This window comes from Sphingomonas sp. UNC305MFCol5.2 (assembly GCF_000712135.1).
Taxonomy (GTDB): Bacteria; Pseudomonadota; Alphaproteobacteria; order Sphingomonadales; family Sphingomonadaceae; genus Sphingomonas.
On sequence record NZ_JOOE01000004.1, the window covers coordinates 614,571 to 640,098 of the forward strand.

At 64.9% G+C, this 25,528-nt stretch carries 18 protein-coding genes; 8 read left to right on the forward strand and 10 right to left on the reverse strand.

What is annotated here, in order from left to right:
• Positions 1 to 28: 28 nt before the first annotated feature.
• The 7 genes from BR78_RS0119055 to BR78_RS0119085 all read right to left on the reverse strand — a co-directional run bounded on the left by BR78_RS0119055 (position 29) and on the right by BR78_RS0119085 (position 10,457).
• The gene (locus tag BR78_RS0119055; protein WP_025560252.1) at positions 29 to 1,486 is read right to left on the reverse strand and encodes a rhamnogalacturonidase; all 1,458 of its coding nucleotides are present in this window, start codon (positions 1,484 to 1,486) and stop codon (positions 29 to 31) included.
• Complete coding sequence (locus tag BR78_RS0119060) at positions 1,486 to 2,688, reverse strand: rhamnogalacturonan acetylesterase (RefSeq protein WP_025560253.1); 1,203 nt, start codon at positions 2,686 to 2,688, stop codon at positions 1,486 to 1,488. The genes BR78_RS0119055 and BR78_RS0119060 overlap by 1 nt, the downstream gene beginning before the upstream one ends.
• A 4-nt stretch (positions 2,689 to 2,692) precedes the next feature.
• Complete coding sequence (locus tag BR78_RS0119065) at positions 2,693 to 4,561, reverse strand: rhamnogalacturonan lyase (RefSeq protein WP_025560254.1); 1,869 nt, start codon at positions 4,559 to 4,561, stop codon at positions 2,693 to 2,695.
• 206 nt (positions 4,562 to 4,767) lie between these two features.
• The gene (locus BR78_RS0119070) at positions 4,768 to 7,815 is read right to left on the reverse strand and encodes a TonB-dependent receptor (protein WP_025560255.1); all 3,048 of its coding nucleotides are present in this window, start codon (positions 7,813 to 7,815) and stop codon (positions 4,768 to 4,770) included.
• 242 nt (positions 7,816 to 8,057) lie between these two features.
• Positions 8,058 to 8,846, reverse strand: a complete 789-nt coding sequence (locus BR78_RS0119075; RefSeq protein WP_025560256.1) for a rhamnogalacturonan acetylesterase — start codon at positions 8,844 to 8,846, stop codon at positions 8,058 to 8,060.
• The gene (locus BR78_RS0119080; protein ID WP_025560257.1) at positions 8,843 to 9,607 is read right to left on the reverse strand and encodes an SDR family NAD(P)-dependent oxidoreductase; all 765 of its coding nucleotides are present in this window, start codon (positions 9,605 to 9,607) and stop codon (positions 8,843 to 8,845) included. The genes BR78_RS0119075 and BR78_RS0119080 overlap by 4 nt, the downstream gene beginning before the upstream one ends.
• A gap of 19 nt (positions 9,608 to 9,626) precedes the next feature.
• Positions 9,627 to 10,457 carry an IclR family transcriptional regulator gene (locus BR78_RS0119085; RefSeq protein WP_025560258.1) on the reverse strand — a complete coding sequence of 277 codons (831 nt, stop codon included), beginning with the start codon at positions 10,455 to 10,457 and terminating at the stop codon, positions 9,627 to 9,629.
• A 206-nt stretch (positions 10,458 to 10,663) separates the two neighbouring features.
• Between BR78_RS0119085 and rhmD the strand changes: the two genes are divergently transcribed.
• The 6 genes from rhmD (at position 10,664) to BR78_RS0119115 (ending at position 16,810) form a co-directional block, all read left to right on the forward strand.
• The gene (gene rhmD / locus BR78_RS0119090) at positions 10,664 to 11,860 is read left to right on the forward strand and encodes an L-rhamnonate dehydratase (protein ID WP_025560259.1); all 1,197 of its coding nucleotides are present in this window, start codon (positions 10,664 to 10,666) and stop codon (positions 11,858 to 11,860) included.
• Between the two features lie 16 nt (positions 11,861 to 11,876).
• The gene (locus BR78_RS0119095) at positions 11,877 to 12,737 is read left to right on the forward strand and encodes a fumarylacetoacetate hydrolase family protein (protein WP_025560260.1); all 861 of its coding nucleotides are present in this window, start codon (positions 11,877 to 11,879) and stop codon (positions 12,735 to 12,737) included.
• Positions 12,716 to 13,483 carry an SDR family NAD(P)-dependent oxidoreductase gene (locus tag BR78_RS0119100; RefSeq protein ID WP_443027686.1) on the forward strand — a complete coding sequence of 256 codons (768 nt, stop codon included), beginning with the start codon at positions 12,716 to 12,718 and terminating at the stop codon, positions 13,481 to 13,483. Before BR78_RS0119095 ends, BR78_RS0119100 begins: the two co-directional genes overlap by 22 nt.
• A gap of 96 nt (positions 13,484 to 13,579) precedes the next feature.
• Complete coding sequence (locus tag BR78_RS0119105; protein WP_025560262.1) at positions 13,580 to 14,482, forward strand: amidohydrolase family protein; 903 nt, start codon at positions 13,580 to 13,582, stop codon at positions 14,480 to 14,482.
• 10 nt (positions 14,483 to 14,492) lie between these two features.
• The gene (locus tag BR78_RS0119110) at positions 14,493 to 15,743 is read left to right on the forward strand and encodes an MFS transporter (RefSeq protein ID WP_025560263.1); all 1,251 of its coding nucleotides are present in this window, start codon (positions 14,493 to 14,495) and stop codon (positions 15,741 to 15,743) included.
• Entirely contained in the window at positions 15,743 to 16,810 is a 1,068-nt protein-coding gene (locus tag BR78_RS0119115) for a glycoside hydrolase family 43 protein (RefSeq protein WP_231478325.1), read from the forward strand. Before BR78_RS0119110 ends, BR78_RS0119115 begins: the two co-directional genes overlap by 1 nt.
• Positions 16,811 to 16,874: 64 nt before the next feature.
• Here the strand turns inward: BR78_RS0119115 and BR78_RS0119120 are convergent, their stop codons facing one another.
• The 3 genes from BR78_RS0119120 to BR78_RS0119130 all read right to left on the reverse strand — a co-directional run bounded on the left by BR78_RS0119120 (position 16,875) and on the right by BR78_RS0119130 (position 22,398).
• On the reverse strand, positions 16,875 to 18,368 hold the full coding sequence (locus BR78_RS0119120; RefSeq protein ID WP_025560265.1) for a BNR repeat-containing protein: 1,494 nt from the start codon (positions 18,366 to 18,368) through the stop codon (positions 16,875 to 16,877).
• A 108-nt stretch (positions 18,369 to 18,476) separates the two neighbouring features.
• Entirely contained in the window at positions 18,477 to 21,236 is a 2,760-nt protein-coding gene (locus BR78_RS0119125; protein WP_025560266.1) for a TonB-dependent receptor, read from the reverse strand.
• 223 nt (positions 21,237 to 21,459) lie between these two features.
• On the reverse strand, positions 21,460 to 22,398 hold the full coding sequence (locus BR78_RS0119130) for a Gfo/Idh/MocA family protein (protein ID WP_025560267.1): 939 nt from the start codon (positions 22,396 to 22,398) through the stop codon (positions 21,460 to 21,462).
• Positions 22,399 to 22,531: 133 nt separating this feature from the next.
• Here BR78_RS0119130 and BR78_RS0119135 point away from each other — a divergent pair, with 133 nt between their 5' ends.
• Positions 22,532 to 24,337, forward strand: coding sequence for an IlvD/Edd family dehydratase (locus BR78_RS0119135; RefSeq protein WP_025560268.1), 1,806 nt, complete (start codon positions 22,532 to 22,534; stop codon positions 24,335 to 24,337).
• Between the two features lie 35 nt (positions 24,338 to 24,372).
• Complete coding sequence (locus tag BR78_RS0119140) at positions 24,373 to 25,524, forward strand: aldose epimerase family protein (RefSeq protein ID WP_029937408.1); 1,152 nt, start codon at positions 24,373 to 24,375, stop codon at positions 25,522 to 25,524.
• Positions 25,525 to 25,528: the final 4 nt, after the last annotated feature.

The window sequence follows — 25,528 nt, forward strand, 5'->3', positions numbered from 1 at the left end:
ATATGGATAGTCGAGTAGAGACGCGGCGTCAAACCTGGTCCGGCCAATATTGTGCGTCCTCGGCTCGCGCCACGGTGTCGTCGAGCAGGATTGACGGGCGCGGATCGCCGCCGTCGCGCGACAGGCGCAAGTGCTTGACCTCCAGCCCCGTCACATGGCGCGCCCATAAGCCCCAGGCCGGAGTGGGGCCGAACATGCTCGGTTCGGGATAGGCATCCGCCAGCTCAAGCGGGCTCTCGGGCACCGGTTCGGAATAGCCGCCGCGAAAGCCGAGATCGATATCGCGCAGCTGGACGCATTCGATCGGGTAGTCGGGCAGCCCGGCGAGGGTCGCGGCAAAGCGCGGATCGATGCCCGTCGCTTTCAGCCCGCGCACCTCGATATTTCGCATCGCCCCAATCTGCGTCCCTTCGGGCCCGCGCAGCCGAGCGCCGAGGCGGAGGAACAATGGCGCGGTGGTCACGTCCGTCATTTCGATATTCTCGGCGAGCACGTCTTCGATTCCGCCGCCGTCGACTGTCTCCAGCGCGAGCCCGCGGCTGCGTTCGAAGCGGCAATTGGCGATGCGGATGCGGCGGAAATCGCCGTTGCTCTCGGTGCCGAGTTTGATCCGGCCGGTGACGCGGTCGCGGTCAGGCGAAAGTTCCTGGGTTCGTTGACGGGTGCCGTCGAGCATCGTGCCGAGATCGAAGCCGCTGACCTGGCAGTCGCGAATCTCGATGTCCTCGCATGACGAGCGTCTGCCGAGCCCGAGGCTGGTCTTCAGCACGATCGCGTCGTCGTTGGGCGTGTTGACCCGGCAGCGCTCGATGCGCGCACGGCGCACGCAATCGAGATCGAGACCGTCGCGATTGGTGTCGATATCCAGATCGCCGATGTCGAGCCCGTCGACTTCGCTCGCCAGCATCGCGAAATGCCCGCCCTTGAAGATGCTGAAGCCGTCGAGTTTCACCCGCTTGCAATGCGCCAGCGCGATCGCCTTGTTGCCCATGCCCTGCATCGCCTGCCGCGAGCGCTCGAGCTTGTCGATATCGGCGGCGGGCATGCTCGCCATCGACAGCGGTCGTTCGCCCGCCTGCTTGCTCCACGGCGTGCCGGGGCCGTTGCGCGTTAGGCCCAGCCCGAGGATTCTGCCTTTGCCGAGGATCGCAATATCCTCGGCATGCTCCGCCCAGATCAGGCTGTTGTGCCAATGGCTATGGCCGAAATCCTGATAGAGTTGCGGCCCGCGCTCCTCGGGCGGATCATAGGCGCCGAGCGGGCCCTTCTCGGCGGCGATGAGCGTGGCACCGTCTTCGATCACGAGCGTGACGCGGCTCTTCAGCCGGATCGAGAAGCTGAGATATTGGCCCGGCGGCAGGATCACCATCCCGCCGCCCGCGGCCTCGGCGGCGAGGATCGCGACGTTGATCGCGGGCGAATCGAGCGCGACGCCGTCGCCCTTCGCGCCGTGATCGCGGACGTCGAAGACGTGGCCGGTCCGCATCAGCTTCCCGCGGGTCGGACGTCGCTCTCCGCGAGGCTCGGGGCGATCACGCCTTCGCTGAGGTTCGGCCTTGCCGCGTCGAAGCTGCGCGCGCCCGACTTCAGATATACCGCCAGCTCCGGTACCTGTGTCGCGATTTCGGCCGCCACCGCGCGGGCGAGGAACCAGGCGCCGGGATTGTTGTGATGTGTCCGGTCCTTGCCGCCGTCGTTGAACAGCGTCGCGGCCTGTGTCTCGCCGAGCGCCTCGTACAGCGCCACCGTGCGCTCTTGGAGATCGAGCAGCGGGATGTTCTCCTCGCGCGCCACCTTCCGCGCCGCCTCGCCATATTCGGCGAGCGTTCGCTTCACCTTGCCATCGGGCGCGTAATTCCGCCGCTCGGGCGAGGTCACCAGCACCGGATGCGCCCCACGCCGCCGCGCCTCGGCGATATAGGTGCGCAGCCAGGCGGGGTAGGTGATCTGCGGGTCGGCATAGGTCTGCGGCCAGTTGGCCTTCTGGTCGTTATGCCCGAACTGGATCAGCAGCCAGTCGCCCGGCTTCACCAGCGACAGCAATTTGTCGAAGCGCAGTTCGGTCACGAACGACTTCAAGGTCTCGCCCGATTCCGCATGGTTCGCGACCGCCACATCGGGGCCGAACAGGGCCGGCAGCATCTGTCCCCAGCTCGCCGCGGGCTCCGAACGCTGGTCGGTCACGGTCGAATCGCCGGCGAGGAAGACCGTGGGCACCGTCACCGGCTCGATATCGATCGAGGCGACGCGCGGATCGCCGAGGAATTCGAGTGTGAGCTTGTCGTCCCAGGTGTAGCTGCCCGCCTCGCGGCTCTTGAGCTTGACCTGCGTTCCACCCGGAGCATTGGCCGGGGGCGGGGTGAGCTGCGCGTTGCGGACGTTCACGATGAAGCTCGCGGTGACATATTGGCCGGGCTTCGTCGTGATGTCGCGCAGCATCAGCCGGCGCGATTCGGCCTTCACCGTGACCCGCCCGCCGAGACGCACCGTCACGCGGTAATTGCCTTCGGGCACCGCGGCGGAGAACAGGAATTCCTTGCCCCGCCGCTCGGGCTCGTAGCCGAAGCCGCCCTGTTCGTACGGTTTGCTCGCTGCCACCGCGACGCGGCCGGTGGTGCGCTTCGGGGGCTCGAGGTCGAAACGGAGCGGGGCCTGGGTCATCGCCATCTGAAGTGCGATCAGCAGCATGGCCTCATTTCGCCCCGAGGAAATACGAGGTGTGCGGCGGCTGGTTGTACGCGGTGTTCTGCCATGCCACGCCGAGGCGATAGACCGGATCGTGCATCAGCGTCACGATGCGTTCGCTGGTGGGGATCGGCGTTTCGTAGATGCGCAGCTCGGTGCTGTCAGCGCTCGGCACCACCAGTTCCTCGCGCCAGTCGCCGAGGATGTCGGCGGAAAGCGACGGGTTTTGCTTGGTCCCGTTGTTCGAGACCACGCCCGGCGGATCGAGCAGCAATTGCTCGGTGCCGTTGGTCCAGTCCCATTTGGTGATCTTCTTGCCGTCGAGCAGCTCGCGCAGGCGGTCGCCGTCCCACCAGATGCCGAAATTGGCCGCGCGCGGATGTCCGCCGGGGATGATTTTCCCCTTCACGTCGTAGAGCTCGCGCGAATTGCTCGCCCAGGCTTCGGCGCCGGGGTGGCGCGGATCGATGTCGATCGCGATGCCGCGGCCGGTATCCTTGTCGGCGGGCGTCGACCACAGGATCGCGCCTGTCCTGGCGTCGAGCATCGCCGCGCCGCGATTACCGCTCATCCGCATCGTCTCGTGGACGCCGAACTTCTCGAGCCCCGGCCGGGTCGGATCGAGGTCCGAGAGGTGCATCGCGTCGCCATGCCCGAGCCCTGACGACCACAGCCCCTTGCCATTGTCGTCGATTATCATCGATCCGTAGAACACTTCGTCTCGCCCATCGCCGTCGACATCGGCGACCGAGAGCTGGTGGTTGCCCTGTCCGCCGAACTTCTCATTGCCCGGGGTCGCGCTGTCGAACAGCCAGCGCATGCTGAGCTTGCCGTTTCGATAGTCCCATGCGGCGGCGGTCGAGCGGGCATAATAGCCGCGCCCGAAGACGAGGCTCGGCCGGTGCCCGTCGAGATAAGCAACGCCGGCGAGATAGCGCTCCGAGCGGTTGCCATAGCCGTCGCCCCAGGTCGCCTTCATCTGGTCATAGGTCGGGTTGTCGCCGCTCGGATCGCGCGCCGGGGCATAAGGCGCGGAGGCGAGCGCGCGGCCGGTGCGCCCATCGAACACGGTCAGATATTCGGGGCCCTTGAGGATGCGGCCCTTGAGCTCGGAGACCTTCTTGCCGTCGGGCAGCAATTTGGCGCCGGTGCGGTCGTCGATGGCGACTTCGCCTTCGCGGCTGGTCCAGCTGGCCTGCGGATCGCCGAGCGTCCGATTGGTACCGTCCACGGTGCCATCGGCGGTCTTCATCGCGATCTCGGCCTTGCCGTCGCCGTCGAGGTCATAGACCATGAACTGGGTGTAGTGCGCGCCCGAGCGGATGTTGGGGCCGAGGTCGATCCGCCACAATTTCTTGCCCTCCAGCGTATAGGCGTCGAGCAAGGTCGCGCCGGTATCGCCCGAAAAGGCATTGTCCTTGGCGATCGTCGGATACCATTTGACGATCAGCTCGTACCGCCCGTCGCCGTCGAGATCGCCGACCGAGGCGTCGTTGGCGGTGTAGGCATAGGTCTCGCCGTCCGCGGTGCGCCGGTCGGCCGGCTTGTCGAGCGGGATCGCGAGATAGCCGTTCGCCCAGACGGTCGCGCCCGTGTCACGCGCGGCGAGCGCATAATGCGAAGTCGCGGTGCCGGTCTTGTCGAGATAACTCGTCGCCGCGTTGCCGGCGATCTTCGCGATCTGTTTGCCGTCGCGATAAAGCGTGAAGCGCGCGCCTTTCGCGTCGGTCGCGAGCAGCCGCCACGAGACATGGTTGCCGCCGCCGGTGGCCGGCACCGCGACCAGCCCGCGGTCGAGCCGTTCGACTTGCCGCCCCGCCACCACGGGCGCTGCCTGCGCCGGAATCGCCGATGCGATGATGAGTGCCGCCAGCACGAATCTCTCCCCGATCTGTTTTGCGGCAAAGCTGCTCCCGGTGGCAGGCGGAGTCAACAAGTTCCCATTTAATGGCACGGAGATTTACATTTCGGGATTGTGTCCCCACGCAAAACGGGCCGCGATCACTGATCGCAGCCCGCTCATTTGCGTGATGATCGAAAAGATGCGGGCCGCCGCGAACGACGGCCCGCAGGAGGCAAGCCTCAGAACTGGAAGTTCACGCCGAAGTTGAACGTCCGTCCGATGCGGGTCTGGAACAGCGTGTCCTTGCGCTGGCTGTCGATATAGAGGTTGTTGCGCTCGTCCGTGAGGTTCTGCGCCTCGAGGATCACCTTGATGTTGTCGGTGATTGCGTAGGATGCCGAGGCGTCGACGAACAGGTTCGGCGAATTGCCCTGCAGATCGCTGCCGGTCGAGGCGGGAATGCCGCGGATGTAGCGGTCACGATAGCTGCCCGTCGCGCGGATGCTGAACTTGCTGTCCTCGTAGAAGAGCGTGCCGCTGGCGGTGTTCTTCGAAAGGCCGATCAGGTCCGCCGTGGTGGTCACCGTCGGCACGCCGTTCACGCTCGCCAGCACATATTGGATCGTCGAGGTCACGTGCGTGTAGTTCGCCAGCACGCCGAAATTGCCGAGGAAGCCCGGCAGGAAGTCGAGCTGGATCTGGGCATTGACCTCGACTCCGTTGAGCGGGCCGCCCGGCGTATTGACCGGCTGGCCGATCGTGAAGATCTCGGTCGGTGCGGTGTTGGTGCCGGTGAGCAGCTCCACCGGGAGCCCCAGCTGATTGAACGGGATCTGGCTGGTGACGCGCTGGACGAAGCTTTTGATGTCCTTCTTGAAATAGGCGACCGACAGCAGTGAACCGGGCTTGAAATACCACTCGAGCGCGGCATCGAAGGTGTCGGCGCGGATAGGATCGAGGAACGGATTGTTGATGTTGCCCGTGCGCGTGGTGGCGGTGATGCCGCTGGTCGGTGCGAGCTGGCCGAGTTCGGGACGCGCCAGCACCTTGGCGGCCGACAGGCGCAGGATCAAATTGTCCACCGGCTCGATCGCGACGTTGCCCGAGGGCAGCCAATCGTCATAGCCGCGCAGCACCTGGCCATATTGGCCGCGCAGATTGGTCGGCGTGGAGCCTGCCGGCGCCGATACCGAGATATAGCCCGCCGCCAGCATGTCGGTGCGGACATAGCGCACGCCGATGTCGCCACGGATCTTCACCGGGAGCTGGTCCTCGGTGTTGAACGTGGTCATCACATAGGCGCTTTTGACCTCTTCGCGGATCCGCGAAGCACCGGCACCGCAGGAGGTGCGGCAGAAGCGCACCGAATCGAAGTCGTACACGCCGTCCCATTTGTCGGGATCGATCGCCGCCCAGCTCGCGGGCGCGCCGCGGCCGAATAGTTCGTCGAGCCCGCTGATCTGGCGCGTGATGCTGGCAAGCGTCGTGCCTGCGGGCAGCGGCCGGACGACCGTGTCGGCGGTATACGGGTTGGAGTTGTACGCATTATAGTCGCTGCGGCGGAACTGTCCGCCGATCTTGAGCTTGACGCCCTGGGCGACGTCCCAGTCGGTGTTGACTTCGGCGGTGAGATTGTCCGTCTGGTTCTTCGACGGCTTGCCCTGGAAGCTGAACCCGCCGAGCACCGTCCCGTCGGCGAGCGCGGGCGCATAAGTGAAGTTCGCCGGATTGGACACGTCGAAGCCGAAGCCGATGATCGGAGTCGCCCCGCCGTCGCGGAAATCGACCGAGAAATTGTCGGTGTCGATTGCGTCCATGAAGGTCTGGAAGCGCTTCGGGCCCCACCAGACCGACTGGTTGATCCCGAACAACGCCGTCATCTCGAAGCTGTCGTTAAAGCGGTGACGGAAGTTCAAATTGCCCTGCTTGAAGTCCGAAATCCAGTGATCGACGAGCCCTTCCGAGCGGACGTCGACGCCATCGAACAGGCCGTAGACCAGCGATCCCTTGTCATCGAACTGGATGTCGCGCACCGACACCATCGGCTGGCCGTTGTTGGTGACGCTGCGGCCAAACGACAGGCCGAGGATATAATTGTCGCGCCGCTCGACCTCGTAGCGCGAATAGAGCGCGTCGACGCTGATGTCGGTATCGTCATCGGGCGAGAACTGCAGCGTCAGCGTGCCGCCGATGCGCTTGGTGTCCTGCTCCGAGTTCACGTAGCGCGGCAGGCGCGGCAGAAATGCCTTGGTGCCGCCGACGACGGTGATGGCGCCGGTGGTCGGGTTGGTGGTGACGGTCACCCCGCGATTGAACGCCTCGGCAAAGGCGGCGGGGTTGCTGGTGCGCGGATTGCCCGTGCTGCAATTGCTCGCCGTCGCACCTTTCGTGCCGATCGACGGGCTGTTGTAGACAGTGCCGTTGTACGTGAAGCCGCCCACCGGCGTGCAGTAGGGGAAGGAGATCGTCGAGCCCGCCGGCGCGCCGGCCAGGGGCTGGGCGAGCCCGTTGGTGTTGGATGCCAGGATGTCTACCGCCGAATAGCCGACCTCCCGGATGTGGCGCTTCTGATAGGCGACCGAGGCGAGTACGCCGAAAGTGCCGTCGGCGAACTGCTTGGAGATGAGCAGCGAGGCGCGCGGATCGACCTTCTTGCTGATCTCGTTGTAGACGCCGCGCGCAGTCGCCGAGAGCGTGAAGTCCTTCTTGAAGTCGAGCGGCTTGGGCGCCTTGAGGTCGACAGTCGCACCGAGCGAGCCCTCTTCGACGTCCGCGGACGTGGTCTTGCGCACCGACAGCGCCGAGAAGATTTCGGTCGGGAAGACGTTGAAGTCGAAACTTCGGCCCGAATTGCCGGCGCCGTAAATATCGGACGAGCCGGTTTGCGCGGTGCCTTCCATGCCGTTGATGCGAACGCGCGTGAAGCCGGCGCCGAGGCCGCGGACCGAGATGTTGCGGCCTTCGCCGCCGTCGCCGCGCGAGAGCGCGACGCCGGGGACGCGCTGCATCGATTCGGCGAGATTGCTGTCGGGGAACTTGCCGATGTCCTCGGCGACGATCGAATCGACCGCGGCGGTCTCCTCGCGCTTTTGGTTGAGCGCGGTGTTGAGCGAGGCGCGGAAGCCCTGGACGACGATCTCGCCTTCGTCGGTCGTGTCGGGAGCCTGCTGCGCGGCCGGGGCGGGGGCGTCCTGCGCCATTGCCACCGGTGTCCATGCCAGCGCCATGGCCAGCGCGGCGCCGGAAACCCCTGCGCCGCGAACGCGCGAATATGCTGAAAGCTTCATGCTCTTCCCCTCCTCTGGTCCAGCCTGATCGTCGCGCTTTGCGCTGACGAGTCTCATTTGTTGTTCTTGTTTCCCAATATATATGACGTAACCAAAACGTCTCGCCAATCCCCCTTTTGGGATTCGTCCCCGCGCTGTGGGCTTTTGGCCACACTCCAGACACAGGTCGTCGCAACGCGCGGCGAAGCGCCGCCGGGCGCGAGTATGGCAGCTATATTTCCCCGGTGTCTACCGGTGTCAATTCAATGGCAGGCGTAGCTGCCGAGCGGCCGGGGTCGCGTCAGGTCGGGGCGCTCGGGGAGCACTTTCTCCGCCACCGGCACTTTCAGACCCTTCAGCTCCTGTGCGACCAGATTGGCCATTGCGCGGGCGCCGAGCTCGCTGAAATGAGTGTCGTCGGCGATGCCGTTCGGGAACGCGGCGACCTTATCGGCTGGCGTGTAGTGGAGATAATATTTCTTCGATCCCGCCTCGCCGGCCTGACTGACGAAGTCGAGCGAGCGCGCCTCGAGGTCGATCAGCGGCGTGTTGGTGGTGACCACCAGCTCGCGTTCGACCTGCGAATATGCGGCGAAGTCGGCCTTGGCGCGGGCGCCGTCGAACGAGCGGCGGGCAGGAGGCGTGACCAGCACCGGGATGAGGCCGTGCCCACGCGATTCCCAGATCATCCGCAGCAGATTGTCGCGATAGAGCGTCGCGGCCGGTGCGTAGCGTTCGGGGCGCGATACGGACGCGTCGTTATGGCCGAACTGGATCAGCACGACATCACCGGGTTTCGCCTCGGCAAGCAAGGCATCCCATTTGCCTTCCGAGATAAAGGTGCGGGTGCTGCGTCCGCCTACCGCGCGATTCACAACCTCGACATCGGGCCGGAGCCCGCATTTGAGCATCATGCCCCAGCCGGTCTGCGGATATTTGTCCGCCCCGTAATTGGCCGCGGTCGAATCGCTCGCGATCAGGATACGTTGCTGGGCCTGGGCGGGCAGGGCGGTGGCGAGCAGTGCGGCGCCCGCGGCGAGCAGCGCCCTCATTGCAGGTTCACGAATGCGCCGCCGTCGACGAGCAGTGCGGCACCGGTGACATAGGCGGCCATGTCCGAGGCGAGGAACACGATCGGGCCGGCGAGATCCTCGGCCTGGCCGAGCCTGCCGAGCGGGATGCGACCTTCCATATATTTGCGCTTCTCGACGTCGGCGAGATCCTCCTTGTTGATCTCGGTCAGGATCGTGCCGGGGAGGACCGAGTTGCAGCGGATATTGTGCTTGCCGAGCGCGATCGCAGTCGACTGCATCAGCGAGTGGAGGCCCGCCTTGGTGGGGGTGTAATGCGTCTGATACTCGCCCCCGACCAAGGCCGAGATGGAAGAGACCGCGATCAGCGCGCCGCCATGTCCTTGCTTCACCATCTGGTTGGCGGCCGCCTGGCACATGAAATAGCCCCCGAGCAGATTGACCTGCACCGTGCGCTGGACGGTTTCGACCGGCATGTCGAGAAAGCTGTGGAAGGGACAGATGCCGGCGTTGGAAACCATCACGTCGACCTTGCCGAATGCCTCGACTGCCTTGCGGACAAACTCGGTCGCGGTCTCGGGCGCGGCGACGTCGCCCTTCACCGCAAGCCCGCGCTGGCCTGCGGCTTCGATTTCGGCGACGCAGGCCGCGGCATCGTCGTCACGGCTGTGATAGTTGACCACGACATCTGCACCGGCCTTGGCTGCACCCACCGCCGCCGCGCGGCCGATGCCCGTCGATGCGCCCGTGACGAGCACGGTCTTGCCTTCCAACAACTTCACTAGCCTCTCCTGATACTGACTATCTGCGGCCGCGCCTCGGCGGGCGCACGTCGGGGCTCCAGCCCAGATCGGTGCTGATCCGCTGCGCGGTGTCGCGGACTTCGGAGCTCAGCGCCGCCATCCGCTCGTCGTCCATATATTGCGCGGCACTCGATACGCTGATCGCCGCGACGATCTTTCCGGACACGTCGCGCACCGGGGCGGCGACGCAGCGTATCTGGTCCTCATTCTCTTCGAGATCATAGGCATGGCCCGCCTCGGCATAGCCGCGCATCCGCTCGAACCACGTCTCGCGATCGGCGCGGAGGGCGCCGTGCGCCTGATCTGCGTCGAACAGCCGGGTCCATTCGGCTTCGCTGCCGTCCACGAGCAACGCCTTGCCGAGCCCGGTCGAGGTGAGCGGCTGGCGGTCGCCGATCCGGCTCGAGATTTCGACGCGGCGCCTGCCCGGAATCTTGTCGAGATACAGTGCGAGGTCGCCGTCCATCCGCCCGAGATGCACCGTGTCCTCGGACGCGGCGGCGAGCTCTTCCATGCGCGGGCGCGCGATCTGGACGATGTCGGCCTGGCTCTGCGCAAGGAAGCCCAACTGGATCAATTTGGGTCCGAGCTGATAGCCGTCGCGCGGCAGATAGGTGAGGAAGCCGCGATCGATCAGCGCATTGGCGAGCCGGTGCGTGGTCGAGCGGGTGAGTCCCATCCGCGCCGAAAGCTCCGCGAGCTTGATCGGGCCGTCGATCACCTTGTCGAGCATGTCGAGCCCACGGATCAGCGTCTGGCTGCCCTGTACCTTGGAGCCCGCTTTCTTCTCGGTCGTTTCCGATTCAGCGTTTGACGTGTCGCGTCTCATCTCGTAACATCCTATCCCATAAAGTGAGAAAGTAAAGCATCAGGAGGGGTGCGAAGCGGCGGAGCATTTCGGCACCCGCCAGATCCATTCAGTCAGGCATCGCGGGGCTGCGTATCATATGATGGTATGTCATGCTCGCAATTTTTCACATTCTCAGGCGGCGTGCCCAGATGTGGTACGTTTAGCCGCAAAAGGGATCAGTTGACGTGGCTGCAGCCGGCCTTTCGAAGATCAAGCACGTCCGTGCCTTCACCGTTCGCGGCGGCGGCGCCGATTATCACGATCAGGGCGAAGGCCACTGGATCGACAATCACATCGCCACGCCGATGGCGCGCTATCCCGAATATCGCCAGTCGCGGCAGAGCTTCGGGATCAACGTGCTCGGCACGCTGATCGTCGAGATCGAGGCCGAGGACGGCACGATCGGTTTCGCAGTGACCACCGGCGGCGAGCCCGCTGCGTTCATCGTCGAGAAGCATCTCGCGCGCTTCCTCGAAGGCCGCAGCCCGACCGAATATGAGAAGATCTGGGACCAGATGTACTTCTCGACGCAATATTACGGCCGCAAGGGCCTCGTCGTGAATGCCATCTCGGGAGTCGACCTCGCTTTGTGGGACCTGCTCGGCAAGTTGCGCGGCGAGCCGGTGTACCAGATGCTCGGCGGCGCGGTGCGCGACGAACTGCAATTCTACGCCACCGGCGCGCGGCCCGACGTGGCCAAGGAACTGGGTTTCATCGGCGGCAAGCTGCCGCTCCACCACGGCCCGGCCGAGGGCCTCGAGGGGCTCCACAAGAACATCGCCGAGCTCGCCGAAATGCGTGCCCGCGTCGGCGACGATTTCTGGCTGATGCTCGATTGCTGGATGAGTCTCGACTTGGATTATGCCACGCGGCTCGCGCGCAGGGCCTATGACGAGTGCGGGCTCAAGTGGATCGAGGAGGCGCTGAGCCCCGACGATTATTGGGCCTATGCAGCGCTGAGGAAGAACGCGCCCAAGGGCCTTCTCGTCACCACCGGCGAGCATGAGGCGACCCGCTGGGGCTTCCGCATGCTGATGGACATGGAATGCTGCGACATCATCCAGCCCGATGTGGGCTGGTGCGGCGGCGTGACCGAACTGATCAAGATCGCCGCTTATGCCGACAGCAAAGGCGTGCTGATGATCCCGCACGGCTCGTCGGTGTACAGCTATCACTTCGTGATCACCCGGCATAACAGCCCGTTCGCCGAGTTCCTGATGATGCATCCGGGGCCGACCGAAGTGGTTCCGATGTTCCACCCGCAATTGATCGGCGAGCCGGTGCCTGTGAACGGGCGCCTGCACGTGAGCGCGCTCGACAAGCCCGGTTTCGGGGTCGAGCTCAATCGCGAATTGCCGATGCACCGCCCCTACACGCATTGAGACTGAGAGAGCGAACATGAAACTCTGCCGTTTTGGACCCGCCGGTAGCGAACGCCCCGGCCTGATCGACGCCGATGGCCGCATCCGCGATCTTTCCGCGCACATCAGCGATATCGGGCCCGACCAGCTGCAGCCCGAAGGCCTCGCCGCGCTCGCCGCGATCGATCCGGCCTCGCTGCCGCTCGCGCCCGAGGGCGTGCGCTATGGCCCGCCGGTGGCGGTCACGCGACAGTTCATCGCGATCGGCCTGAACTATGCCGATCACGCGGCGGAATCGAACCTGCCCATCCCCGAAGAGCCGGTGATCTTCACCAAGGCGGTCAGCTGCATCCAGGGCCCGCACGACATTGTCGTGATCCCGCGCGGATCGGTGAAGAGCGACTGGGAAGTCGAGCTCGGCGTGATCATCGGCAAGGGCGGGTCGTATATCGACGAAGCTTCGGCGCTCGATCACGTCGCCGGCTATTGCGTCGTCCACGACCTTTCCGAGCGCGATTACCAGATCAACCGCGGCGGCACCTGGGACAAGGGCAAAGGTTGCCCGACCTACGGCCCCGTCGGCCCGTGGCTGGTCACTTCGGACGAAGTCGGCGATCCGCAGAACCTCCGCCTCTGGCTCGACGTCAATGGCGAGCGCAAGCAGGACGGCACCACTGCGACGATGATCTTCCCGGTCTCGAAGCTGGTTTCCTATGTCAGCGAGTTCATCAAGCTCCTTCCCGGCGACATCATCACCACCGGCACGCCCCCCGGCGTCGGTATGGGCCAGAAGCCCGAGCCGGTGTATCTCAAGGCGGGCGACAAAGTCGCGCTCGGCATCGAGAAGCTCGGCGAGCAGGCGCAGCAGGTGGTCGCATGGTCGGAGAACGTCGCTTGACGCTCTATGCCGATCGCTTCGCGGGCCGCACCGCGATCATCACCGGCGGCGCATCCGGGCTCGGCCGTGCCGTCGCCAAGCGCTTCGTCGCGGAGGGCGGCAAGGTCGCCTTGTGGGATGTCAACGCTGACTGGCTCGCCGCGGCTAAGACCGAAGTCGGCGCGGCGCATATTGTTTCGGTCGATGTCTCGGATGCCGCCGCGGTAGCCGCTGCCGCCGGCGAGACTGCCGCGGCGCTCGGCCGGGTCGACGTCCTCGTCTGCTCGGCGGGGATCACCGGCGCCACCGCGCCCGTCCACGAATATCCGCTCGACAGCTGGGAGCGGGTGGTCTCGATCAACCTGAACGGGCTGTTCTATTGCTGCCGCTCGGTCGTCCCGCACATGCTGGCGAACGGCTATGGCCGCATCGTCAACGTCGCCTCGGTCGCGGGCAAGGAGGGCAACCCCAACGCTTCGGCCTATTCGGCATCGAAGGCGGGGGTGATCGGCCTCACCAAGTCGCTCGGCAAGGAACTGGCGGGCAAGGGCATCATCGCCAACGCGCTGACTCCTGCGACGTTCGAGAGCCCGATCCTCGATCAGCTCCCCGCGAGCCAGGTCGATTACATGCGCTCGAAGATCCCGATGGGCCGCCTGGGCGAGGCCGAGGAAAGCGCCGCGATGATCCTGTTCATGGCGAGCGAGGAATGCAGCTTCACGACGGCGTCGACCTTCGACACGTCGGGCGGGCGGACGACGTACTGACCTTGTGCTCCTGCGAAAGCAGGAGCCCAGAGTCGCAAGCGAACCATGTGCGGTCTTGGGCTCCTGCTTTCGCAGGAGCACGGGGAAGGAGAGGAAATGGCGCGCGATCTGCCGTTCATCGATGCCCATGTGCATCTCTGGGACCTCGACCGCATCGCCTATCCCTGGCTGACGCCGCCCTTCGCCGATGACGGCCCGAACGGCAGCGTCGAGCCGATCGCCACGACCTATCTGCTCGACGACTATCTCGGCGATGCCGCGGGCTGGGACGTTCGGGGAATTGTCCATGTCGATGCCGGGGCGGAAGCGAGCGCGGCGCTCGCCGAGACCGAATGGCTGCAGGGCCTCCACGATGCGCGCGGTATGCCCAATGCGATCGTCGCCTTCGCCGCGCTCGATGATCCGGGAGTCGAGGCTTTGCTCGACGCGCACGCCGCGCACCACGCTGTCCGCGGTATCCGCCATATCGTCAACTGGCACCCCGATCCGCGCCGGACCTATTCCTCCCGCGACGTCACGCAGGACGCGGCCTGGGCGCGGGGCTTCGCCTTGCTCGGCAAATATCAGCTGAGCTTCGACCTTCAGGCCTATCCCGGCCAGTTCGCGGGGCTCGCCAAGTTGATCGCCCGCCACCCCGAAACGCAAATCATTATCAATCATACCGGCATGGCGGTGCCCGGCGAATGGGACCAGTGGCGCGCCGGCATGACGGCGCTCGCCGCTTTGCCCAACGTCGCGACCAAATTGTCGGGAATGGGCTTCACGCACCGCCCATGGACCCTCGAACAGGCGCGGCCGTACATTCTCGAGGCGATCGATCTGTTCGGCGCCGATCGCGCAATGTTCGCCAGCGACTTCCCGACCGACAAGCTCTTCGGCAGCTTCGCGCAGCATCTGGATGCGTATGACGCGATTACCGGCGACTTCGCCGAGGACGAACGCCGTGCGCTCTGGGGGCGCAACGCCGATCGCATCTACCGGCTCGGGCTGGGCATCTGAGGGGACGGAAGTGAGCGACACCCGGGACCACAAGTGGCGCAACACGATCCTCGCGGGGCTCGCCAATTACATCGACGCGGGATCGATCGTCGCCGGTTCGGTGGCGCTGGCGCTGTGGAAGGAGATCTATGGCCTTTCCGACAGTTTCATCGGCCTGATCGGGGCATTCAGCGCCAACGCCATATCGGCGGGCGTCGGCGCGCTGATCGGCGGCATCCTGTGCGACAAGTTCGGCCGCAAGAAGATCTACCAGTACGACATGCTGTTCTACGCGTTCGGCATGCTCTTTCTCATCTTTGCCTCGGCGGCGTGGATGATCGTGTTGGGCTTCGTGCTGGTCGGCCTCGCCGTGGGCGCGGACATCCCTGCCTCGTGGTCGCTGATCGCCGAGCAGGCGCCGGACGACAGGCGCGGCGCGCATTCGGGCGTGGCGCAGATGCTCTGGTATCTCGGGCCCGTCGCGGTGCTGGTCGCGGCGTATTTCCTCCAGCCCTGGGGGATCACCGGCATACGCTGGCTGTTCGCCCACCTCGCGGTGCTGGCGATCGCGCTCACTTTCCTGCGATCGCGGATGCGCGAATCGCAGCGCTGGGAAGAAACGCAAGCCGCCACTGCCGGGCAGGCGCTAAGCCGGAACTGGCGCGAATTGTTCAAGCCCGCTTATCTCGGCTCGATGCTGTTCCTCGCCTCGATGTACGGCTTCTGGAACCTGTGGGCGGGATATAACGGCTTCTTCACGCCGTATCTGATCGCGCAGAACAACCTGCCGGCTTGGACCGCGACGATGCTCCCGGCGAGCTATTTTCTGATCGGCATGATCTCGATCCTCACCATCTTCATGACCCTGTCGGACAAGGTGAACCAGCGTCTGTTGTTCGGCATCTCGGCGGCGATGCACGTGGTCGGCATGGCGCTGCTCGCAATCTTCGGGTTCAAGTTCGAGATCGTCATTCTGCATGTCGTGATCATGGGGATCGCCGGGGGCTTCGGCGCGCAGAGCTTCTTCCAACTCTGGTCGGCCGAACTCTTCCCCACCGCGATCCGCTCGACCGCGCAGGGCGCCACCTTCGCGATCGTCCGCATCGGCCTCGGCATCTGGAGTCTCGCGGTGCCGACGCTCGCGGCACATGATTTCACCACGCTCGCGTGGATCCTCACCGGTTTCCTCGTCGCCTCGGGGGTGATCGGGCTGATCTGGGCGCCGCGCAACGAAGGCAGGTCGCTCGAAGAGATCGCGGCGGAGCGGGAGAGCGCGGCGTAATGATCCGGTACCTGCTATGGGCTGTCGCGCTTGCCGTCGCGTCGCCGGCTATTGCACAGCCCGTCCCGGCCGAAGCCCCGTTGCTGCTCCCGCAAATGCAGCTCCACGATCCCTTCATCGTCGCCGACAAGGCATCGAAAACCTATTATCTGTTCACGCGCAACGAAGCGGCAATGACCGGCGACCGCCGGCTCGGGACGATGGTCTATTCCAGCAAGGACCTGAAGCACTGGACTCGGCCGCAGGTCGCCTTCGCGTTGCCCGAGGGGACCTGGGCCAAGGGCGGTGCCTGGGCGCCCGAGGTGCATGCGTGGAAGGGCAAATGGTACCTCTTCACCACCTTCCACGACGAAGACGCGACACTGCCGCCGACGGGTAATCGCAAACCCTATCGCCGCGGCACGATCCTCGCTGTCGCCGACCGGGTCGACGGGCCGTATCGCGTCGTCCGGAACGGCGAGCCGATCGCCCCCAGGGAGTTGATGACGCTCGACGGCACGCTCCATGTCGATGCCGCGGGCAAACCGTGGCTCGTTTATGCGCATGAATGGCTGCAGACCACGATCGGCACCATCGAGGCGATCCCGCTCGACGACGGCCTTGCCGCCGCCGGCCCGCCGGAGGTCCTGTTCCGCGCCAACGAGGCGCCCTGGGCCAAGGGCCAGCCACAGTCCGATGGCGACACCGTGTGGGTTACCGACGGCCCCGAATTCTATCGCACGCGCGCCGGTACTTTGATGATGCTCTGGTCGAGTTATGGCGAGCGCGGCTATGTTCAGGGAATCGCCCGCTCCAGATCGGGCAGGCTCGAAGGCCCATGGGAGCAGCTCGATCCGCTGGTCCGCCGCGATAGTGGCCACGGCATGCTCTTCCGTGCGTTCGACGGGCGTCTGATGATGGTGCTCCACCGGCCGTTCACCTTCGCGCTGGGCAAGCTTTACGAGATGAAGGATGCCGGCGATCGGGTGGAGGTCGTTCGTGAGGCGACCGAGCTCGATCTCGAAGCCTATCCCACCCATCCGTGCATCCAGCCCCATACGCCGACCGAACGTAAGGTGGAGTGCTGAGGGAACGCGAGGAACGGACAGACCCATCTCCGTTCGTGCTCACGGCGAACGGATTCTTGGATGCCTAGTCCGGCAGCACCAGCCGCAACACCTGCGCCTCCGGCACTTCCTCGCGGGGCAAATCGCGGTTCGGCGGCAGGGATGCCCATGCGATGGCAAAGCCCGACGCGTCTTCGACGGTATTGAGCTGCATTCCCGTCGGCACCGCGATCCGTGCCGCCAGCCGATCTGCTAGCATCACGCCTGGCCGCTCGCCAATTCGCGCCAGTGTCTCGCCATCGAGCAAGAGATCGGTCGGCTTCCCGTCGCGCACTACCGGTATCCGCAGCGCCTTCCCCTCCGTCACCGGGGTCCCGACCCGCAGGCGGAAATCGAGCGACCCCATTCCGCCGAACTCCCAGCGAAACCCCTTCCAGTCGCTCGCCTGCACGACGCGCCACGCCTTCGCCTCGCGCCGCGCCACGAACATCTGCGTGTTCCCCGCCGCATCGAACTTGTGGAATGCGATCACCACGCGCCCTGCGGCATCGAACCCGGGAACCGTGTTGTTGTTGATCATCCCTTCGCGCACCGGCACCGGATCCACGACTTCGGCGTCACCCAGCCGGATCGGTAAGGGCAGCGCCGTCCCGTCGGATCGTTCCCAGCGCACCAGATCGCGGCTTCGCGCATAGGACAGGTCGTGATTGGTCGCCGCATCGGGCGTATCGCGCCACACCCAGCTCAAATGAAACCAGCCATCGGGGCCCGGCACCGGTCCGACGAAATAGGCGCTGCTTTTGCCTTCGCCATCGGCGAGCGGCGCGTCGAGCAGCCGCTTCCAGCCGCCGCCGTCCAGCACGTTGTAGATCTCTCGACCCCGGCCGCTGCCGCCGTCGCGATAGCTGAAGATCAATCGCCCGCCCGCGTCCTTCAGGAACATCGGGTAGGTCATGCTCCGCTCGGCCGCGGCATCGGCCATCACCGGCACGCGCGCGAGCGTCCGCACGTCGCCGGCGGTCGTGCGGAAATATACCAGCGGATCATTATGCATGTTCGCCGCGACATGAAGCTGTCCGGCCGCGTCCACCGCCATCGCGATGCGGTTATGGCTGTCCCAGCCGACCCAGCTCGGCAGCTTCGTGTATGTCCACCACGAAGACCCGCGCGGGCGGCTGGCGACGCTCAGCTGCCGCGCGGCATCGTAATAGCCGACATAGATGCGGTCCGCGGTCACCACGAGCGCAAAGGGCACGTCATGCCCAGCCCATACCCGGTCGATCGCCTCGAGCTTCTTGCGCCCGGGCTCGCTTCTGGGCGCCTTCGGGATCGCCGACGCCAGTCCCGCGACGACCCGGCCATTGCGGTGGCTCCAGAACATCGTCCCCCCCTTGCCGTCGCGCCGGCACCGGCGCGTCAGGCACTCCGGGATCACGAAGGCGAGGGTGGTCCGCGGCGGATTGCGGACGATGAAGTTGAACGCGCGCGGGCTGGCTTCGGCTGAGTCCTGGGCTGAAGCAGCGCCTGGCAGCGCACCTCCGGCTACGGCCAACAGAAGCAATACGGTGCGCAGCGACATCGATATTTTCTTCCCTTCCGTCCGGAGGTCATAGCAAAGCCGCACCGGAAAAGAAGAAAGCCGGAGGACTTACGTCCCCCGGCCTTCTTCATGTCATGAGCAGCCTCGTCAGAAGCGGAAGCGCACGCCCAGCGAGTAGCTGCGTTCGAGATACAGGATTTGCCGCGTGAAGCTGTCGCCAGTGTTGTAGTCGCGATAGCGTTGCAGCGGATTGCCGAGCATGTTCACGATGTCGAATGCCAGCGTGATGTTCGGCACCGGCGTGACCGAGGTCGAGAAGTCGAGCTGGCCGCGGCCCTTCTCGACAACCGGGTGCGCGATCGGATCGAGCGGCTGGAAGGTATAGGCCGGATCGAAGGTCACGAACTCCGACCGGTAATTATAGGCCAGACGCGCCGAGAATTGCGGCTTCTCATACAGCGCAACGAGATTGTACGCCCACTTCGACACACCGCGAAAAGGCTGCTGCTCGTTGTTGAACGTCGCCGCCTGATCGGGGAGCAAATCGCCCTTGGCATCGATATAGGTGCCGTTCGCCTGGAGGCCGAAGCCCTTCATCCACTCGGGCAAACCATCGATGTCGAGGAAACTGGTAAAGGTCACTTCGGCGCCCTGCAGCCGCGTATTCCCCAGATTGAACGGGCGATCGATGCGCAATCCGTCCACGCTGCGGTCCGGTGCGCCCTGCACGAACCCCTGCGCATCGTGGCGGAAGATCGCCGCCGTGAATGAGCCCGTGCGCGAGAAATAATATTCGAGGCTGACGTCGTAATTGTCCGAGGTGAGCGGCCGCAAGTTGGGATTGCCCGCCGAGCCGCCGCGGCGCAGCCGGTCTTCGCATTCCGGCGTAGTCGCATTGGCGGGATTCCGGCAGGGATCGCCAACCGGGAAGGTGCTAGGATCTACCGGCCGGCCCAGCGATGTGTTCGGGCGAAGATCGAAGAAATTGGGCCGGGTCCGTGTCTGGGTATAAGCGAGGCGCATCTGCAGCTTGTCGGTGAGGCCGATGCGCGCGCTGACGTTGGGCAGGTAATCGGTATATTCGCTCTCCGCACTTACCGCCGGGTAGGTGATGCCGCTGGGATCATCGACGCGCGAGAAGCCGTCGATTTTCAGCTTGGTCTTGACGGCGCGCAGGCCGACGACGCCGTCGACGACCATGCCGCCCAAATCGAAGCCGTATTTGAGCTGCGCATAGGCGGCATAGGACTTTTCGTCGGCCCGGAAATTGTCTGTGGGGAAGAAGGCGGGCACGCCTGCGGGCGCGCCGAAGAAGGTTCGCAGTGCTGGCAGGTTGTTGCGGATGCTGTCGCGAGTGAGTGCGGCATAAAAGACGTTGGGCTGGACCCGATTATAAGTGAAGCCCGGCAGGCTGGTCTTGACCTCCGCGCCCGGCAGCGACGTCAGCGGAACGCCGATCCCCTGGCCATTGGCGTACCAGTTGCCGTAGTCGCGGCCAGCCTTGCGGTCGGCGTAGCGCACGCCGGCGTCCAGCCGCTTGAGGAAGCCCATGTCGAGATCGTACGACAGGTCGGTGCGCGCCTGCCAGTCCTTGCCGCTTACCACGGTCAGTTCCTGCCAGAGGCCGCGGGTGGTGAAATTGGCAGGATTGGTGATGTCGTAGTTGACGAAGGTCTGTGTCGGCCCGCCGTCATGCGCGGCCTCGAACTGGACGTTGCGGATCGATGAGCCGATGGTCGAATAGTCGACGTTGACGTTGTCCGCGGTGAACTGACTGTCGGTATAGGCCACATCGGCCGAGATCCGAAGCCGATCCTTCGTCCAGATCAGGCCGCCGCCCGCCTGATAGGTGTCGGTCTTTCCGTTGAACGAACCGGTCCAGCCATCGGGGTTCACCGCGCCGGTGACGGTCGCGCTCGCCATTTGGTTGGTGCCCGGGATCGTCGTCACGTTGGAGAAGGTCAGGCCGCCGAAGATCGGGATGAACATCCAGCGGTTGTAATCTTTCGAACGGAATCCCTGGAAAAGGCCGTCGGCGTAGATTTCGAGCTCGGGGCTGGGCTTCCACTGGAACGCGGCGTTAGCCGAGGGGCGCCAGCGCTTGCCGTAGCCCTGGAAATTGCCCTGCGCGTCGGGGAAGCGGAGGCCGGCATTGCCGGGCGCGTTGACCGCGTCGGTGGTGCCGATCACCAGCGACTGCTCGCGGGTCGAATCGAGGAACTCGATGCCGACATAAGAGGCGTTCACCAGCAGGCCCATTTCGCCGATGCCGGTGTTCCAGCGATCGCTGATCAGCAAATTGCCGTTCGGCGCTTCCTTCTGCGCCTGCTCCGAATGCACATAGTTGAGCGAGCCAGAAAGCTCGAAGCCGTTGAAGTCGAATGGCTTGCGTCCGCGCACATTGACCGCGCCGGCGATGCCGCCTTCGATCTGGTTGGCGAGGCCCGATTTGTACACTTCCAGCGCCGCGACGGTGCCGGCGGGGAAGTCCTGGATCTGGACGTAGCGACCCTCGGCGGTGAAGATCTCGCGGCCGTTATAGGTGGTGGTCAGGTCCGGCAGACCACGCACCGTGACGCCCGCCGACTCCCCGCCGCCCCGGGTAACCGCCACGCCGGCAACGCGCTGCAGCGCGGAGGAGGCGAAGGTATCGGGTAGCTTGCCGATATCCTCGGCGACGATCGCATCGACGATGCCTTCGGATTCGCGCTTGATCCGCTGCGAGGTCTCGAGGCTGCGGCGCAGGCCGGTGACCACGATCGTGTCTTCTTCCTGCGTAGCCGCATCGGCGGCGGCAAGGGGCGCGTCCTGCGCGGCATTGGCCGAATCGGTCTGTGCGAGAGCGGGTGTGCTCCCCGCGGCGATCAACAACGATGTTGAAGCAAGGATCACTGATTTCAGGCGCATCGCATACCTCCCTGGCGAATGGCGAGGGCCCTTGGCGAGCCTCTCTCTGTCGATCGGCTATGCAATCGGTTACAGCGAGGGACAAGTGATTTATCATATCAATAAGACGGTGCGCGCAAATAATGGCCGAGCGTGGCGTTCAGGCCACACTATGGGACGCATGCCCTCCTTATTCCCGGATCGTCGGATATGCGCCGATCGGCGCCGATTTGGTGGGAGTCGGTTAGAACACGAACGGCGCGGTGGTCCGCCGGTCCGCCATCATGAAGGCATCGGCGACGATCTGGAGCGGGCGCACATCGACATCGCTTTCGCCCGCCGCGACCAGCTCGGCAAAGCGCGCGTAGAGCCTCGGATATTCGCGATCGGGCGCTTTCTGCTCTTCTTCGCCGGGCAGCTGCAGGATGCTGCCGCCCATGCCGAGCCGCAGCGTGCCGGCATCGGTGTCGATCTCGATGTCCCAGGTTTGCGGTCCGGTCTGGAGGAAGTCGAACACCACATCGACACGCGCATTGCCGCTGCGCATCTCGAGCCGCGCGGCGAGCGGGGAGGCGCGCCCTTCGGGCACTTCCATCCACCCCTTGTCGAGCAGCATCGGCTCGGGAAGGATTTTCGTCGCGATCGATAGTGCGTTGATGCCCGGATCGAACACGCCGAAGCCGCCCGCCGCCAGGATCCACTCCTGTCCCGGGTGCCAGCGGCGAATGTCCTCCTTCCAGGTGATGCGCACCGCAAGGATGCGCTTGCCCAGCAGCCAGGCCTTGGCCGGCTCTACGCCTGCCGCCTCGCGCGAATGCCAGGTCGTGTAGAGCACGACCCCCTTGGCTTTGGCGTGATCGGCGAGCGAGGCGATCTCGGTCAGCGTGGTGGCGGGCGGTTTTTCGAGCATCACATGCAGCCCCGCGTCGATCGCGGCCAGCGCCTGTTCGTAACGTCCGTCCGGCGGGGTGCAGAGCGAAACCGCGTCGAGATCATGTCCGCTCGCGATCATCGTGCTGATGTCGCGATAACCGGGAACGCCTTCGAGCGTCGCATGCCGGCTGGCGGTCGCCGTCAGCTCGAATCGGCCGTCGGCCGCGAGGGCGGGAAGATGCTGGTCGCGGGCGATCTTGCCGATCCCCACCAGTCCCAGTCGAATTGCCCGCGTCCCGATCTCCGCCATCCTCGTTATTTCCTTTTATAAGATATATATGCTTCCTATTGCCACATAGTGCCGGTATCAAGCCCGCACGCCGCCGCCGGGGCGAACAAATAGCGGCGCTTGTGTAAAGACAAACTACCCACCGGAGAGGTGAATGAACGACGCGGAAAACGGTTCGAACGGCGGGCGTCCGCCCCTGAGGTCGCGTGCCTGGTTCGACAACCCCGCCAATCCGGACATGACGGCGCTCTATGTCGAGCGCTACCTCAATTTCGGTATCAGCCTTGAGGAGATCCAGTCGGGCAAGCCGATCATCGGCATCGCCCAGACCGGCAGCGATCTCGCGCCGTGCAACCGCCACCATCTCGAGCTCGCCAAGCGCGTGCGTGAGGGGATTCGCGACGCCGGCGGCATCGCGCTCGAATTCGGCACTCATCCGATCCAGGAGACTGGCAAGCGCCCTACCGCGGGGCTCGATCGCAACCTCCAGTATTTGAGCCTCGTCGAATCGATCTACGGCTATCCGATGGATGGCGTCGTCCTGACGATCGGCTGCGACAAGACCACGCCCGCCTGCCTGATGGCGGCCGCCACTGTGAACATCCCGTCGATCGCGCTGTCGGTCGGGCCGATGCTCAATGGCTGGTTCAAGGGCGAGCGCACCGGATCGGGCACGATCGTCTGGAAGGCACGCGAAATGCTCGCGGCCGGCGAGATCGACTATCAGGGCTTCATCAAGCTCGTCGCCTCCTCGGCACCCTCGACCGGCTGGTGCAACACGATGGGCACTGCGACGACGATGAATTCCTTGTGCGAGGCGCTCGGCATGTCGCTGCCCGGCTCGGCCGCGATCCCCGCACCCTATCGTGACCGGCAGGAAAATGCCTATCGCACCGGGCTGCAGATCGTCGAGATGGTCCATGCCGATCGAAAACCATCGGATGTGCTGACCCGCACCGCCTTCATGAACGCGATCCGGGTCAATTCGGCGATCGGCGGGTCGACCAACGCGCCTATCCATCTCAACGCGATCGCCCGCCACATCGGCGTCGAACTGAGCCTCGCCGACTGGGAAGAGCATGGCGCGGACGTGCCCCTCGTCGTCAATCTCCAGCCGGCCGGCAAATATCTCGGCGAGGATTTCTACCGCGCCGGCGGCGTGCCCGCGGTGATGGGCCAGCTGCTGCGCGCGGGACTGATCGACGGCAGCGCACTCACCGTCAACGGCAAGTCTGTCGCCGACAATGTGAGCACGTCCGAGAGCGAGGACCTCGACGTCATCTTCCCGCTCGATGCGCCGATGAAGCGCGCCGCGGGGCTCACCGTGCTGTCGGGCAATCTGTTCGACAATGCAGTGATGAAATTGAGCGTGATCTCCGACGAATTTCGCAGCCGCTATCTGAGCAATCCCGACGATCCCGAGGCGTTCGAAGGTGTTGCCGTCGTGTTCGATGGCCCCGAGGACTATCACCATCGCATCGACGATCCCGCGGTCGGCATCGACACCAACTCGATCCTGATCATGCGCGGCGCCGGCCCGGTCGGCTATCCGGGTGGCGCGGAGGTCGTGAACATGCGTCCGCCCACCGCTTTGATCCAGGCGGGTGTCCACGCGCTGCCGTGCCTCGGCGACGGCCGTCAGTCGGGCACCAGCGGGTCGCCCTCGATCCTCAATGCGGCACCCGAAGCGGCGGTCGGCGGCGGTCTCGCTTTGGTCCAGACCGGCGATCGCATCCGCATCGACCTCAAGAATCGCACCGCCGACATGCTCGTCGATCCCGCCGAGATCGCGCGCCGCCACGCTGCGCTGGAGGTGGATTACGTTCCCGAGAGCCAGACTCCGTGGCAGGAGATCCACCGAGATCTGGTCGGACAATTCGATACTGGCGCGGTGCTCGAAAACGCGGTCAAATACCAGCGCATCGCCCAAACCAAGGGCGTTCCGCGCGACAGCCACTGATCCGGACCGACAAGAACAAAATGGAGGGAGAGAAAATGAAGACGATCGCTGCTCTGGGACTGATGGCCACCATGGCAATCGCCGCACCCGCCGCCGACGCCGCCACTGCGAAGCGCGGCACCTTCGGCAAGCTGCCCGACGGCCGCACGGTCGATTCGGTGCTGCTCACCAACAATCGCGGCGTCTCGGCGAACATCATCGCTTACGGCGCGTCGATCCAGTCGCTGGTGATGCCCGATCGCGCCGGCAAGAAGGCCGATATCGCGCTGGGCCATGACAATATCGGCGATTATCTGGCACATCCGAACTTCATCGGCGCCACCGTCGGCCGCTTCGCCAACCGGATCAACGCCGGGCGCTTCACGCTGAACGGCCGCCAGTATCAAACCCCGCTCAACGACGGCACCAATTCGCTCCACGGCGGCTCGGCCGGCTTCGACAAGGTGCTGTGGGATGTCGTCTCGGTGAAGAACGGCCCGACTGCGTCGGTCACGCTGCGCTACGTCAGCCCCGACGGCGATCAGGGCTATCCCGGCACGATGACGGTCGACGCCACCTATTCGCTCGACGAGGCCAACAACCTGACGATCGAATACACCGCGACGACCGACAAGGAGACGATCGTCAACATTTCCAACCACGCTTACTGGAATCTCTCGGGCGAAGGCTCCTCGAACGGCGCGATGGGGCACATCGTCACGATCCCGGCGGATTCGATCACGCCGGTCAACGAGACGCTGATCCCCACCGGCGCGTTCCGCCCGGTCGCCGGCACCGTGTTCGACTTCCGCAAGCCCCGGGTGATCAACGATCGGGTCCGCGACGCCAGCGACAAGCAGATGGTCTATGGCCGCGGCTATGATCACAATTGGGTGATCGGCCGCAAGGTGACGACGACCCAGCATCTGATGTCGCGCGTCTCCGATCCGGTCTCGGGACGCAGCTTCGAGCTCTGGTCGAACCAGCCGGGGCTGCAATTCTATTCGGGCAATTTCCTCAACGGCACCTTCTCGGGCAAGGCGAAGAAGATCTATCGCGGTGGCGATGCGATCGTGATGGAGCCGCAGATCTTCCCCGATGCGATCAACCAGACGGGCTTCCCCGAGGCGCGCCTCCAGCCCGGCCAAACCTATCGCAACGTCATGACCTATAAGTTCAGCAGCGGCGCGGCCGCCGCGCGTCGCTGATCTC

Coding starts and splice junctions, on each gene's coding strand:
- BR78_RS0119055 (WP_025560252.1), bottom strand. CDS start 1,486: ATGCGGACCGGCCACGTCTTCGACGTCCGCGATCACGGCGCGAAGGGC.
- BR78_RS0119060 (WP_025560253.1), bottom strand. CDS start 2,688: ATGCTGCTGATCGCACTTCAGATGGCGATGACCCAGGCCCCGCTCCGT.
- BR78_RS0119070 (WP_025560255.1), bottom strand. CDS start 7,815: ATGAAGCTTTCAGCATATTCGCGCGTTCGCGGCGCAGGGGTTTCCGGC.
- BR78_RS0119075 (WP_025560256.1), bottom strand. CDS start 8,846: ATGAGGGCGCTGCTCGCCGCGGGCGCCGCACTGCTCGCCACCGCCCTG.
- BR78_RS0119085 (WP_025560258.1), bottom strand. CDS start 10,457: ATGAGACGCGACACGTCAAACGCTGAATCGGAAACGACCGAGAAGAAA.
- BR78_RS0119095 (WP_025560260.1), top strand. CDS start 11,877: ATGAAACTCTGCCGTTTTGGACCCGCCGGTAGCGAACGCCCCGGCCTG.
- BR78_RS0119100 (WP_443027686.1), top strand. CDS start 12,716: ATGGTCGGAGAACGTCGCTTGACGCTCTATGCCGATCGCTTCGCGGGC.
- BR78_RS0119105 (WP_025560262.1), top strand. CDS start 13,580: ATGGCGCGCGATCTGCCGTTCATCGATGCCCATGTGCATCTCTGGGAC.
- BR78_RS0119115 (WP_231478325.1), top strand. CDS start 15,743: ATGATCCGGTACCTGCTATGGGCTGTCGCGCTTGCCGTCGCGTCGCCG.
- BR78_RS0119120 (WP_025560265.1), bottom strand. CDS start 18,368: ATGTCGCTGCGCACCGTATTGCTTCTGTTGGCCGTAGCCGGAGGTGCG.
- BR78_RS0119125 (WP_025560266.1), bottom strand. CDS start 21,236: ATGCGCCTGAAATCAGTGATCCTTGCTTCAACATCGTTGTTGATCGCC.
- BR78_RS0119130 (WP_025560267.1), bottom strand. CDS start 22,398: ATGGCGGAGATCGGGACGCGGGCAATTCGACTGGGACTGGTGGGGATC.
- BR78_RS0119135 (WP_025560268.1), top strand. CDS start 22,532: ATGAACGACGCGGAAAACGGTTCGAACGGCGGGCGTCCGCCCCTGAGG.
- BR78_RS0119140 (WP_029937408.1), top strand. CDS start 24,373: ATGAAGACGATCGCTGCTCTGGGACTGATGGCCACCATGGCAATCGCC.